We start from the raw sequence: 13,161 nt of genomic DNA on the forward strand, positions 1-13,161 counted from the left end.
AATATTCGGCAGTTCCGAACAATACATCCGGCATGCGGCCTCCCACCCGCCCAATCGGCCCCGCAAGATGTATATCCCGGCATCGGATTCGGCATGTTCAGGTCATTTACAGACATGCGTAGTATAAAGTATCCCGGAATCGCAGCAGTTGTCGGCGTCTTTTTGCTTGCCGCAACACTCCTCCTCATCAGAGGAAAGGACGCTCCCTTCGAAGCATCCGGGGCGGTATCCGTTACTCAGGAAGCACCGCCGCCACCGGTCGAAACGGAGCTCGACGAATACGGCCTCGTATCCGACGGCTATGACATCATAGACCGCAGCGTACGCCGGAACGAAACGTTCGGAGAGATTCTGACGGGTCACAACATCCCGTACGAAAAGGTCCTTACGATCGCCTCTTCGGGGCAGGATGTCTTCGACGTACGGCGCATCCAGGCAGGGAAACCTCTTCGCGTGTACAGCGACTCTCTTGCCGGGACGTACCAGGCGCGCTACGTGGTGTACGAGCAGGACAAGCTTAATTACGTGGTCTTCGATCTTGCTGCCGATTCTGAGTCCAGTGCGGTCTACGCCGGGAAACGGGAAGGAGAAATAAGGCGCAGGCAATTGTCCGGACGTATCGAAAGCTCCCTCTACCGGACCCTGGAAGCCAAACAGGTCCCTCCAAATCTTGTGCCGCCGCTTGCCCTTGCCCTTGCGGAAGTGTTTGCATGGCAGGTGGATTTCTTTCGCATTCTCGAGGGAGATGACTTCAACGTGATCTACGAAGTCCTCCATGTAGACGGAGAACCGTTTCGTGTCGAGCGAATCATCGCGGCCCGGTTCGGGCACCGGAATACCGACTATTTCGGTTTCCGATTCGAAGAAGGGGAACGTCCCGATTTTTTCGACGAGAACGGAAATAGCCTGCGCAGGGAACTCCTCAAGGCGCCGATACGGTACGACCGTATCAGCTCACACTATTCGCGGAGACGGTTTCACCCGATCCAGAAAACGTACAAGGCGCATCTGGGTACGGATTACGCCGCCGCACCCGGCACACCAATCTATTCGGTGGGAGACGGCGTAGTCCTTGAAGCGCAATTCAAGCGCTATAATGGCAACTACGTCAAAATCCGGCACAATTCGGTGTATACGACCGGCTATCTGCATATGTCGCGTATTGCCTCAGGCATACGTCCGGGCACACGAGTGAAACAGGGGCAAGTCATCGGTTACGTAGGAAGCACGGGGCTGGCCACAGGACCGCACGTTTGCTATCGGTATTGGAAGCACGGGAGCCAGATCGATCCGTATACCGATACCCTCCCCCCCGCCAGTGCGGTCGCTTCCGAGCTAATGGACCGATTTGTCGTCGTGCGCGATGAAATGATGCCGCAGGTCCTCGGGGTCGTGCCTCCCTATATCGCGAACAGCGATGCTACGGAAGATCAGAATCTGCCGGACAAAGCATTGATGTAATTCGACACCCTGTCGATACCACTTCTCTATGTCCTTTCCCGCCGCCTCGAGCCCCTCTTCGAAAATTGCTTCGTATTCCATGCCGCAACGCGCACTGGAACTGGCTCGCCTTGCGGCCCGCCGGATCGTGCGGCGGAAAACCCGCGTGATACGTCTATCGAAACACGCGTATGCAAAACTCGAACGAAGCAGCGGGATGCCAGCCCGCGCCGCGCAGGATCTGCGCACACTGGTGCGCCTTGCAAGAGCATGGGCTTTCAGAGAATACCGGCGTGTACCCTGGCGCACGGTAACTTATGTAGTGGCTGCCATCCTGTACTTCATTAACCCGATAGACCTTGTTCCGGACATGCTCATAGGCATCGGCTTCGTGGACGATGCGGCCGTGATTCACGCAGTGATTCAATCCCTCCACGGTGACCTCACTGCCTTTCGGGAATGGGAAAAGCGGCAGGCGGAACCTGTGGGGTATCTGGCTTGAGGTAGTTAATAACGCTACTTCCCTTGCATCAGGCGATACATCAGCAACGCCGCCCGCTTCGTTTGCGTCGGAAGCGTGCGCAAATCGGCAATTTCTTCCACCGTATGGCGGCCGCTTCCCAGTAAACCCAATCCGTCGAGCGCCATATCCACATGCCCGGCGACGAACGATATGTCGGCGGCACCCGCATTTCGGGGATTCACGGCTCCCACCGGACCAAGATCGAGATCGCGGCTGACCTGATCGTATAGCCCCAGCAACCGCCTGTTTCCTTCGGTCGGAGCCATTGGGGGATAGGATTCCTCGAAGGTTATCTCGGCCGATGTGCGGGGCAGCGAGGACGCCACAATGCGCTGCATAGCGGCCTGTACCCGTATTCCCTGTTCGGGAGAAAGTACACGGAGATCCCCGACCGCCACGGCATTCTCGGCGACAATGTTCAGCTTGCCCGACGCGGTCCCGGCATCGCGATCCCATGCGTAATCCGCCTCGGTTCCGGCCAAAACGATTCCGGGGTTGAACGTAAGATATTCCTCGTGTTGCAACTCCTCGTAGAAGGCGGAAAGAATACGCGCCACTTCATATGCGGCGCCGGCGCCTATGTCGTCCCGGAAGATGAGGGACGAATGCGCTGGAGTTCCTTTTACGCGAACCGTCCATTGGATCCAGCCTCGTCGCGAGATGACCGCTGTACCGGGATCGTCATCTCCATTCTCGAAGGCAAGCGCCACGTCGGCTTCCTTGCCCGCAGCCACAAGTTCGGCCCGGGCTTTCTCGATCGGACGACAGGTTTTTTCCTCGTCCCCGATCAGGATGACGGTGACGTTCAGGTCGTCCAGCACCCCGGCGGCCTTGAATGCCTTCAGGGCCAGCACAATCATGACAATGCCGCCCTTCATATCCGTTACGCCCGGGCCGCGAACGGTTACATCATCGATTTTTTCGTACTTCTGAAAAGGACTGTCCGGTTCGAATACCGTGTCGAGATGCCCGATAAGAAGCAGGTGCGTCCCGGCATTCCCTGCGTGCCTTGCAATCAGGTGCCCGGCGCAATGCGCTCCCCCGCCGACGCCCCACCTTGTTTCCAAACCGAGTGCATCGAATTCAGCCCTGAACATTTCGCCCACCTGGTGTACCCCTTCGACATTCGACGAGCCGCTGTTGACGTTGACCGTTCTTTCAAGCAGGTCGAGGGCCTCTTCCTGGTGTGCATCAATATGGTGCATCAGGGCGGTTTCCGTTTCATCGAACTGGGCCCGGGCGGCTGCAGGAAGCAGCAGGACAGCGCACCAGCAAGCAAGGATAGAAAAGCAGCGCATGGATAATCGGCGGGTATCGTTTTGTGAGAAGAAAGTCCTTCGCATCATCGGACGCCACCCCAATCTCGGATCTTATCTACGTGTATTCGGGAGGCAGGGACGAGAACGTTCATTGATTTGCGCCATTCGGGCGGTGTCTTCAACACGCCGGCGCCGGGTTTCTTCCCGCTTTGCTCCTGCAATCCATTCCAGAATACTTCGCTTTACGGACCGGGGAAAGTTCTCCCAATGCCTGAACGATTCCGGATACCGGGCAAAAGCATTGGCAAGGTCTTCCGGCACAACAAGGTTCTCTATTTCATCCAGGGCGCTCCATGAGCCGTCTGCCTGGGCGGCCGTGATTTTCGCCAGGCCCGGCGGGGCAAGTTTGCCTTGCTCGACGAGTCTTTCCACGCGCTCCTTGTTTACCCGGCTCCAGCCGCTTCCTTTTTTGCGGGGCGCAAAATACAGCATCGAGCGTGCTTCGTCGAGTTTGTTGACACGACTGTCGATCCAGCCAAAACAGATGGCTTCCTCCACCGAGGCATCGTATCCGACATATGGTTTGCCTGTAGCCTTTTTGTAGCGGATCAGCCAGATCCCTTCCTTGCGCGCATGGTTTTCGGCAAGCCAGGCGCGCCATTCCTCTCGAGTGGTCGGGTGGCAGGAGTTGGCAGGAATATCCATTCAGATATTAATGGCCTTGCCCAACGCGGCACGGGTAGCCTCCATGAGCGATTCGGAGAGCGTGGGATGCGGGTGCATTGCTTCGGCGATCTCATGCGCCGTCGTTTCCAGGGCACGGGCCGTAACGGCCTCCGCTATCAGTTCGGTAGCGTCGCGTCCTATGATATGGCATCCAAGCCATTCCCCATACTTCGCATCATAGACCACCTTAACGAACCCTTCCGTGTCGCCAAGCGCGGCAGCCTTGCCCGACGCTGAGAAAGGAAACTTCCCGATCTGGACATCGAAGCCCGCCTCTTTGGCCTTTTCTTCGGTGTAGCCTACCGATGCAATTTGCGGCTGGCAGTACGTGCAGCCCGGGATGTTGTTATAATTCATCGGATGGACCGATTCCCCCGCGATGTATTCTATGCAGAGGACCCCTTCGTGACTGGCTTTATGGGCCAGCCAGGGAGCACCCGCCACGTCGCCGATGGCATACACGCCGGGGACGCTCGTGCGGTAGTACTCGTCCACCACAATGCGTCCGGGCTCGGTTTTGACGCCCAGCTTTTCCAATCCAAGATCTTCGATATTGCCCCGGACACCCACCGCGGAAAGCACCTGATCACATGGGATTGTCTCTTCTCCCTTACCGGTTTTGACATGCACGGTAAGGGATTGCCCGCTGGTATCGACAGACTGCACTTCCGCGGAAATAAGGCATCGGATACCCTGTTTCCCGAATGCCCTCTGAAGCGCCTTGGAAATCTCGACATCTTCCACAGGAACCAGACGATCGAGTAATTCGACAATGGTAACCTCGGTGCCCATCTGATTGTAGAAATAGGCGAATTCCACCCCGATCGCACCGGCGCCACAGACAACCAGTCGCTTCGGCGGCTTCTTTTGAAGCATGGCCTCCCGATATGTGATGATTTTTTCACCATCTACGGGAAGGGGAGGAATTTCCCGGGCCCTCGCACCCGTGGCGATAATGATATGGTCGGCCTCGACGGTTCCTGCCTTGCCGATACGATCCCCGTCCATGTTGACAGATGGCTCGATGGACAGTTTACCACTTCCTGCAAGGCGCGCTTTGCCATAAAGCACGTCAATCTTGTTCTTTTTCATCAGGAAGCCGACGCCCTTGTTCATCTTGCCCGCCACGCCACGGCTTCGCTCGACGATTTTGGCGAAATCCGGCGCAATACTGCCATCAAGGCGCAGGCCGTAATCGGACAAATGGCGCGTTTCTTCCATGACTTCCGCACTCTTGAGCAGGGCCTTGGTCGGTATACAACCGATATTCAGGCACACGCCGCCCAACTTGTCTTTCTCGACAATGGCGACCTTGAGTCCGAGCTGGGATCCGCGGATGGCGGTCTCATAGCCGCCCGGCCCCGACCCGATAACGACGACATCGTATTTCACGGCAGATACAGGTTATTCGGTTGAAACAGCAAACGTGGAAGTAAATGAATATGCGGGGTGAAAAGTTCGCTCGTTGCATGCTGTGCAGGGCATTAGATCGCCAGGTGTCCCTGAACATGCACCCCGGTGAAATTTGCCGCATCAGCGAACCGCCAACCAGGGGGAAGGATCTATGGGAGAACCTTCCTTGAAGAGGGCGAAGAAAAGCGCCGTCCCCTTGGGCTCGTCCGGTGTGCCGGACTGACCTATGACTTGCCCGATTTCTACGAGATCGCCCTCTGTAATGAAGGTGTCCGAAAAATTGGAATAGACGGTTTTGTATACGCCGTGCTCGATTACAACGTACCGCCCGTATTCCGGAAGCACCGAAATATCGATAATACGTCCGTCGAATATGGCCCGTACTTCCGCGGAAGATGGCGTTTCGATAATAATGCCTGGATTGCGCGTTCTCGTTCCGTAGACAGGGTTTACGGTATCGCCGAAGGGCTCGCGCATAACCCCTTTCACGGGCCAGGGAAGTTGCCCCCGGTTTTCGAGAAAGGAGCCGGACAGGGCAGCGTATTCTTCCGCCGTGGCCAGATCTTCCCGCGCACGCAGCCGATCACGGTCGGTGGCTGCTATGAGTTCCCGGATGCGATTCTCCAGATCCCTGGCGGCAGCGCGCTTCCTCTCAATAGATTGTTCGATGGTCGAGCGTGTAACCCGCAGGTCGGAGATCACGCGCGTCCGGTTTTGGTGCAGGCGCTCGAGATTCTGCTGTTCACTACGCTCTTCCTCCAGCAGCCTCTCGTTGTCGGCCAGGATGTCTTTCAGTTGCTCGTTGCGTGCTTCCGTTTCTTCTTGCGTGGTTTGGATTTCTGCAAGTCGGCCGCGCCGCTGTTGCGCAAAACGATGCAGATAGCGCACCCGAACCAGCATCTGGTTGATGGATTTCGAGGATGCAATGAGAGCCAGATCATGCATGCGGCCGTACTTGTAGGCATGTGCGGCCCGGCTTCGATACTGGGTTTTCAATGTTTCAAGTTCATTTTCCAGGGTGGAAAGAGTGGTTCGCAAGGCGCCCATCTCACTGGAAATCTGGTTCATGCGCCGCCCGTAGTTGCGTATGAGTTCCTTGTGTAATGCAATTTGCCGGTCGAGTTGCTCAAGCGTTTTGAGAGAGGCCTGTTCTGCCTCGGTCGTTTCGGAAAGACGTTGCTTGTCCTCGGCGATCTGAGCCTTTAGTTCGGCAAGGCGCTGTCGCGTGGCTTGCCGCTCGCGATCCGACGCATCATCGTCCTGCCCGGATGCAATCAGTACTTCCTGGGACACCCCCTGTTGGGCACGGGCGGGCAGGGCGACGCACAAGGCGGCCATTAAGAGAATCATAAAGATGAGACGGTACATAGCAGGCGGGATTACTTCCGGTCGATTTTTTTCTGTAGTTCCTGGTGGTTCGGATCTATCTCCAGCGCCCGGCGCCACGCATCCGTTGCAGATTGTCTGTGCCCCAGTGCTTCGTATACATCGCCAAGGTTTTCAAGCACGCTTGCGGAAACGTCGGGACGCTTTGCCGCCTCTCCAATGTGCCGGAGCGCCTCTTCGTATGATTGCCGTGCCCGTTGCGCATCACCCATGCGCGTGTATAGCGCACCGAGCACAGAACGGAGGCTGCCGAGTTCCACCCCGTTTTCATATTCGTTCTCTGTGGCGATCTGCACTGCTTCTTCAAAGTGGCGAACCGCTTCGGCATTACGGAAGGCAGCCATCGCTGCATATCCGGCAATCTTGTGAAGGTCCAGTGCCTGCGGAAAAACCGCCAGCCCCTTTCCCGCCATGTTTCCAGCCCATACAACGCTTCCGGCATCGCGCAGGGCGCTCGCCGCGTATATCCACAATTGTACGTCGTGTGGATTTTTCTCAAGGATATACAGGAAATTTTCGGCGGCTTCCTCATACCGGCCCTGCTTCAGGCGTATTTCGGCCATGACGCGGCGAAACTCGGCGTTATACGGCTCGTCTTCCAACATGCCTTCCAATATGCGTTCCGCATTGGACAGGTCATCCAGCCGGTTATACAGATGCAGAAGTTGTCGCCGGACCGCACGGTCGCCAGCGTTTTCTTCAAGGATACGTTCGTACGCCACTGCTGCTTTGAGCGTCTCGCCTTCCATCATGTATATCCGGGCCAGATCATAGCGTGCATCGAGATGGTGCGGGGCCTTTTCCAGGATATCGGCATACAAACGAGCGGCTTTCCCCCGTTCACCCATTTCTGTATAGAGATCGGCCAGTTGCAAGGCATAGTGTATGTTTTCCGGCGCCAACTCATACGCCTTGCTCAAGTGATAATGCGCCGTAACGTGGTCACGAAACATCGCATACAACTCAGCCGACGCAGCAAGAATGGCGGGTGATTCGGGCGCCATGCGAAGCGCTTGTGCATACAGATCAAGCGCAGCGCCCTGGTCGCCTGTCTGTGCCCGGGTCATGCCACGCACAAAGAGCTGTTGCGCCCGGATAGATCGCATTTCCTCATCTGCAGGATCAGAGGACGAGGAGGGGCTGTTCGAGACGATCTCCCGGGTTTCGACGGTTGCCGCCGCCGGGGCGCATCCGCTCGCGGTCATGCCGATCAGGACAGCCGGTAGAATAACGGATAAGAAGGATGTAACGGTATCCGGGGCGCAGTGCATCGGAGCAGCCAGCGGATGTTGGATATCTTTGAAAAAACGGGAATATCGTTCGCATGTTTCTATGGCATAGAGGTTTATCGGCGGAATATGAGGCTGGCTTTTGTCGCATTGCGGATATACCCGACTAATCCTCTGCTTCCAGCAAAAAGAAACCATATGCACCGGAATGGATTTCACCGTATGCTATATTTCGAGGAGGTTATGCTACAAAGTGGACCCGGAACTACACTGCACCGCTGTAAAACGCCGCCTCAAACATGATTCGAAGCCAACCTCAGTGTTCCGATGGGAGAACTGAACCTGACCCCCGAAATGGATGAGGCCTCCTTGCGCCGGTTTACGTACCGGCTCATCGAGGATGTTCGGGCGCTGGAATATTTGCTGGAAGAGAACAAGTTCGAATCGGGCGTGCGCCGAATCGGGGTGGAGCAGGAGATGTTTCTGGTGGATGATCGTTGGCGCCCGGCTCCGGTCGCCGAAGAAATACTGGAACGGACAGCCGATGACGACCGGGTCGTCTCGGAGTTGATGAAGTTCAATCTCGAACTGAATCTGGATCCGGTCGTGTTCCGGGGCGATTGCCTGCGACGTATGGAGCGTTCTGTGGAGGAAGCGGTGGAAAGTGTACGTAAGGTGGTCGAGGAGGCCGGGGCGCATGTTGTATTGGCGGGCATCCTTCCCACGATCACATTATCCGATCTGGACCTTACACACATGATGCCGGCCCCGCGTTATCATGCGCTGAACGAGGCGATCGCCCGGCTGCGCGGCGGCCCTGCTGAATTGCAGATACGGGGTACGGACGAACTCTACGTCAAGCACGACAGCATCACGCTGGAGGGGTGTAACACGAGTTTTCAGACGCATTTGCAGGTGCATCCCGATGAATTCGCCGGGATGTACAATATCGCGCAAGCCGTGGCCGGTCCGGTGCTCGCCGCTGCCGTCAATTCACCGACTCTGTTCGGAAAACGTCTCTGGCAGGAAACGCGTATCGCCCTGTTCCAGCAGGCCGTAGATACGCGCAGTTCCAATCTGTATATCCGTGAGATGAGCCCGCGCGTGCATTTCGGAACGAAATGGATAGACCGGTCGGTACTGGAAATTTTTCAGGAAGACATTTCCCGGTTCCGGATTCTGCTCTCGAAATCCGAGATAGAGGATCCTATGGAGGCACTGGAAGCAGGCCGCGCTCCAAAACTCCAGGCCCTTCAACTGTACAATGGTACCGTATACCGGTGGAACCGGGCCTGCTATGGCGTAACGGACGGCAACCCGACGCTGCGCATTGAAAACCGTATCCTGCCTTCCGGCCCGACCGTGATCGACGAGATGGCGAACGCCGCATTCTGGTTCGGGCTGACCATGGGATTGTCCAATGCCTGTCCGGATATTCGGCGCGTCATGGATTTTGACGATGCTATGGGAAATTTCGTGGCGGCGGCCCGCCTCGGCCTGGCAGCACAGTTCGTGTGGCTGGACGGACGGCGGGTTTCCGCATGTGAATTGATTTGTCACGAGCTGATTCCCCTTGCCCGGGAGGGTTTGCACGAAGCGGGTATTGTTACGGAGGACATCACTCGTTATCTGGATATTATTGAGGAACGCGTGACGTCGCGCCGGACCGGCGCCCACTGGCAACTCCATTCTCTGCTTACGATGCGCCCGAAAGCCTCGCGGGCCGAGCGGCTGAGCGCTGTGGTGGCAGCCACCGTAAATCGCCAGAAAGAGGGTGCACCCGGGCACACATGGCCGGAAGCAGAACCGCAGGAAGGTATTCCGGAGCGCCGTTTCGACAGGGCGCACGTGGAGGAATATATGAGCACCGACCTGGTCACGGTCAACGAAGAAGAACTGGTTGAACTGGTGGCGTGCCTCATGGACTGGAAGCACATCCGGCATGTGCTGGTCGAAGATAACGAGCACCGGCTGGTAGGACTGGTCAGTCACCGGAATTTGCTTCGCCTGATGGCGGAACAACGCGGGGGCAGGCAGAATCTGCCGGTGAAGGATGTGATGATCCGGGATCTGGTTACGGTTTCCCCGGATACGCTCGCGATAGAAGCCATCCATAAGATGCGGGATCTGAAAATAGGGTCGCTGCCGGTGGTTCGCGACGGACATCTGATCGGCATCATCACAGAGAAAGATTTTATAGAGATCGCCGGTCGTATCCTTGATCAAGGCATATCTGCTGTAACAGAAGAGGAGCCGGCCTCTCCCGATCCTGAATCGAACGCTTAAGAGATCGGCATGGGAAATTTTCTGAACAATCTGGAGGAAATAACCTGGCTGGGTTCGTCGCTTGACGCCTGGTTCATGCTGGGTGTCGCCTGGGTGGCGATCGCTGTTGCGCTGATTTTTGTCCACCGCATGCTCCTCCGGCGTTTTCACCGGCTGGCGACACGCACCACGACCATTATAGACGACATTCTCGTAACGCTGCTGGAGCGCACGAAACTGTATTTCCTCGTTGCGCTCTCCCTGTACATAGCGGTGGGTGCGGTACCATTGTCCGAGCAGGTGACGAGCTATATCTCTCGGATCGCCTTCGTGTTTCTGCTCGTGCAGGTCGTGTTCTGGGGAAATGGCGCCATTACAGACTGGGTCCGACTTTACAAGGAGCGGAAACTTGAGGAAGACGCCGGCGCCGTCACATCCATGCAGGCAATCGGCTTTCTTGCCCGTCTGCTGCTTTATACGGCGCTTTTGCTGGTTGCGCTGGACAACTTCGGCATTGACGTCACGGCGCTTATCGCCGGACTCGGGATAGGGGGTATCGCCGTGGCGCTCGCCATGCAGAATATCCTCGGAGATTTGTTCGCCTCCCTCACGATCGTGCTCGACAAGCCCTTCGAGGTGGGCGATTTTCTGATCGTGGGAGATACGCTGGGAACGGTCGAAAAAGTCGGATTGAAAACGACGCGCCTGCGCAGTTTGTCCGGGGAACAGATCGTAGTGGCTAACGGCGACCTGCTTGGCAGCCGGATACGAAACTACAAGCGGATGCAGGAGCGGCGCATCGTCTTTTCGCTGGGGGTGGCCTACAACACGTCTGCGGATAAACTCGAACGTATCCCGGACATGATTCAGGAAATCGTCGAGATGCAGGAGCATACCCGGTTCGACCGGGCGCACTTCGCACGGTTCGGCGATTCCACGCTCGATTTCGAGATAGTGTATTACATGCGCACGCCTGAGTACATGACTTTCATGGACATTCAGCAGGCGATCAATCTCGCGTTATTCCGCCGCTTCGAGGAAGAAGGTATCGAATTTGCCTTCCCCACCCGCACGGTGCATGTCAGGGAGGGGTAGGATACGCCTTACCCCTCCGATTCCGCCGCGCTCCTGCGAAGTTTATCCAACTGCGCCGCAATCTGTGCATCCTCGACCTTGCGGAAAAGGATCTCGGGTTTATCCAGTTCATGTCCGGCTTCGAGTAAGGATCCGGCAGCTTCATCCCATCCGATCGGGCCCTTGTTTCCGCCTGCATCACTCGATCGCACTCCCTCCAATCGAAGCATGGATCGCAACCGGATCGCAGTGTGCGGGAGCACCGGTTCCAGTAATACCGAAAGCGCCGCGCAAAGCTGCAGGGACACATGCACCGTGTTGGCGCAAGCGCGAAAATCGGTCTTCGCGGTGCGCCAGGGCTCTCTGTCGTTAAAATACTTGTTACCCAGTCGGGCCAGCTGCATCGTCTCGAAAACAGCCTCGCGATTACGAAAGGCTTCGTACCGCTCCCCTATCCTTGCCGGAAATTCCGCAAGCGCATCCAGTACCTCCCGATCTTCCTGCGACGCATTTTTCAGGGGAGGCACTTTCCCGTCCATGTATCTCACAGTGAACGTCATCGCCCGATGGAAGAAATTCCCCAGCACATCGGCCAGTTCTCCATTGACGCGCGCCTGAAAATCGCCCCAACTGAAATCGGCGTCCTTCGTTTCGGGAAGGGTGGTCGCCATAGCGTATCGCAGCAAGTCAGGTGGAAATTCCTCAAGGTATTCGTGCAGCCACACAGCCCAGCCGCGGCTGGTGGATAATTTCTCGCCTTCGAGGTTCAGAAATTCATTGGCCGGCACATTATCCTCGAGCACAAACTCCCCGTGCTCCATCAACATGGCCGGAAACATGAGGCAGTGGAATACGATGTTGTCCTTGCCGACGAAGTGTAACAACTTCGTCCCCTCGTCCTGCCAGTACCGCTTCCACGCTTCGGGCTCCCCTTTCGCCGCCGCCCATTCTTTCGTGCCCGAGATATATCCGATGGGGGCATCGAACCACACATAAATCACCTTGCCGCGCGCATCCACGCCGGCCGCCTCCGCCACATCTTCCGGCACCGGCACGCCCCAGGGCACATCGCGCGTAATGGCGCGGTCCCGCAATCCATCCTGAAACCAGCTCCGTATCTGCCCAAGCACATTGGGCTTCCACTCCGGGTGTGTCGCAATCCATGCTTCGAGCTTCGGCTGCAAATCACCCAGCGGCAGGTGCCAGTGTGTGGTTTCACGCAGTTCCGGAACCGCATCCGTCAGAGTGCTTCGGGGATTGCCGAGTTCCGCCGGACTGAGGGACACGCCGCATTGCTCGCACTGATCGCCGTAGGCGCTTTCGTACCCGCACGCCGGACATGTGCCCGTCACGAATCGATCGGCCAGAAAAATCTCTGCCTCCGGGTCGTAGAGTTGTTTTTCGGTCTTTAACCTGAAAAGGCCCTTTTCAGCCAGGCGGCGAAAAAAATCCTGACTGGTTTTTCGATGTACGTCGGAGGTCGTTCGGCCATAGTGGTCGAAACTCATCCCGAAACGCTCGAAACTGTCGCGAATCATGGGGTGATATTCGTCCACGATATCCTGAGGGGTAATGCCTTCCCGGTGCGCCCGCATCATGATCGCCACCCCGAATTCGTCGGAGCCGCACACGTAGATCACATCCCGCCCCTTCATGCGCTGGTAGCGCGAATAGAGATCGGCCGGTAGATACGCTCCCGCCAGATGACCCAAATGAAGAGGCCCGTTGGCGTACGGGAGTGCCGAAGTAACAAGAATGCGGTCGAAATCACGCGGGGGCATGGAAGCGATACCATACAGGGCGATTCTGAACGAACGGCATACAGTACGACAGCCCTTGTACGATG

General features: G+C 56.9%; 10 protein-coding genes. 4 read left to right on the forward strand and 6 right to left on the reverse strand.

Translation table 11 applies throughout. The features are described from left to right. Positions 1-93 precede the first annotated feature (93 nt). The gene (locus tag F4Y00_10220; GenBank protein ID MYE05331.1) at positions 94-1,461 is read left to right on the forward strand and encodes a peptidoglycan DD-metalloendopeptidase family protein; all 1,368 of its coding nucleotides are present in this window, start codon (positions 94-96) and stop codon (positions 1,459-1,461) included. Positions 1,462-1,489: 28 nt separating this feature from the next. Next, positions 1,490-1,942, forward strand: a complete 453-nt coding sequence (locus tag F4Y00_10225; protein ID MYE05332.1) for a DUF1232 domain-containing protein — start codon at positions 1,490-1,492, stop codon at positions 1,940-1,942. 14 nt (positions 1,943-1,956) lie between these two features. Here the strand turns inward: F4Y00_10225 and F4Y00_10230 are convergent, their stop codons facing one another. The 5 genes from F4Y00_10230 to F4Y00_10250 all read right to left on the reverse strand — a co-directional run bounded on the left by F4Y00_10230 (position 1,957) and on the right by F4Y00_10250 (position 8,195). After that, positions 1,957-3,261 carry a M20 family metallopeptidase gene (locus F4Y00_10230; GenBank protein MYE05333.1) on the reverse strand — a complete coding sequence of 435 codons (1,305 nt, stop codon included), beginning with the start codon at positions 3,259-3,261 and terminating at the stop codon, positions 1,957-1,959. A gap of 72 nt (positions 3,262-3,333) precedes the next feature. Then, a complete protein-coding gene (locus F4Y00_10235) occupies positions 3,334-3,927 on the reverse strand; it encodes a hypothetical protein (protein MYE05334.1) in 594 nt (197 codons plus the stop codon). Next, positions 3,928-5,340 carry a dihydrolipoyl dehydrogenase gene (lpdA, locus tag F4Y00_10240; GenBank protein MYE05335.1) on the reverse strand — a complete coding sequence of 471 codons (1,413 nt, stop codon included), beginning with the start codon at positions 5,338-5,340 and terminating at the stop codon, positions 3,928-3,930. It abuts the gene before it with no gap. 141 nt (positions 5,341-5,481) lie between these two features. Next, positions 5,482-6,729 carry a peptidoglycan DD-metalloendopeptidase family protein gene (locus tag F4Y00_10245; protein MYE05336.1) on the reverse strand — a complete coding sequence of 416 codons (1,248 nt, stop codon included), beginning with the start codon at positions 6,727-6,729 and terminating at the stop codon, positions 5,482-5,484. An 11-nt stretch (positions 6,730-6,740) separates the two neighbouring features. After that, positions 6,741-8,195 carry a tetratricopeptide repeat protein gene (locus tag F4Y00_10250; GenBank protein ID MYE05337.1) on the reverse strand — a complete coding sequence of 485 codons (1,455 nt, stop codon included), beginning with the start codon at positions 8,193-8,195 and terminating at the stop codon, positions 6,741-6,743. A gap of 108 nt (positions 8,196-8,303) precedes the next feature. On the opposite strand from F4Y00_10250, the gene F4Y00_10255 reads away from it, so the two are divergent. Together F4Y00_10255 and F4Y00_10260 are read left to right on the forward strand one after the other, a co-directional pair. Next, a complete protein-coding gene (locus F4Y00_10255) occupies positions 8,304-10,262 on the forward strand; it encodes a CBS domain-containing protein (protein ID MYE05338.1) in 1,959 nt (652 codons plus the stop codon). Between the two features lie 9 nt (positions 10,263-10,271). After that, positions 10,272-11,336: a mechanosensitive ion channel family protein gene (locus tag F4Y00_10260; protein MYE05339.1), complete on the forward strand. Its 1,065-nt coding sequence runs from the start codon at positions 10,272-10,274 to the stop codon at positions 11,334-11,336. Between the two features lie 8 nt (positions 11,337-11,344). On the opposite strand, the gene metG is transcribed toward F4Y00_10260, so the two are convergent. Then, positions 11,345-13,096, reverse strand: coding sequence for a methionine--tRNA ligase (metG, locus tag F4Y00_10265; protein MYE05340.1), 1,752 nt, complete (start codon positions 13,094-13,096; stop codon positions 11,345-11,347). Between the last annotated feature and the right edge of the window lie 65 nt (positions 13,097-13,161).

Source organism: Bacteroidetes bacterium SB0662_bin_6 (assembly GCA_009839485.1).
Taxonomy (GTDB): domain Bacteria; phylum Bacteroidota; class Rhodothermia; order Rhodothermales; family VXPQ01; genus VXPQ01.

What these genes read in the sequence shown, in the direction of transcription:
- F4Y00_10245 (MYE05336.1), bottom strand. Translation starts at nt 6,729, where the DNA reads ATGTACCGTCTCATCTTTATGATTCTCTTAATGGCCGCCTTGTGCGTC.
- F4Y00_10255 (MYE05338.1), top strand. Translation starts at nt 8,304, where the DNA reads ATGGGAGAACTGAACCTGACCCCCGAAATGGATGAGGCCTCCTTGCGC.
- F4Y00_10225 (MYE05332.1), top strand. Translation starts at nt 1,490, where the DNA reads ATGTCCTTTCCCGCCGCCTCGAGCCCCTCTTCGAAAATTGCTTCGTAT.
- F4Y00_10220 (MYE05331.1), top strand. Translation starts at nt 94, where the DNA reads ATGTTCAGGTCATTTACAGACATGCGTAGTATAAAGTATCCCGGAATC.
- F4Y00_10230 (MYE05333.1), bottom strand. Translation starts at nt 3,261, where the DNA reads ATGCGCTGCTTTTCTATCCTTGCTTGCTGGTGCGCTGTCCTGCTGCTT.
- metG (MYE05340.1), bottom strand. Translation starts at nt 13,096, where the DNA reads ATGCCCCCGCGTGATTTCGACCGCATTCTTGTTACTTCGGCACTCCCG.
- F4Y00_10260 (MYE05339.1), top strand. Translation starts at nt 10,272, where the DNA reads ATGGGAAATTTTCTGAACAATCTGGAGGAAATAACCTGGCTGGGTTCG.
- F4Y00_10235 (MYE05334.1), bottom strand. Translation starts at nt 3,927, where the DNA reads ATGGATATTCCTGCCAACTCCTGCCACCCGACCACTCGAGAGGAATGG.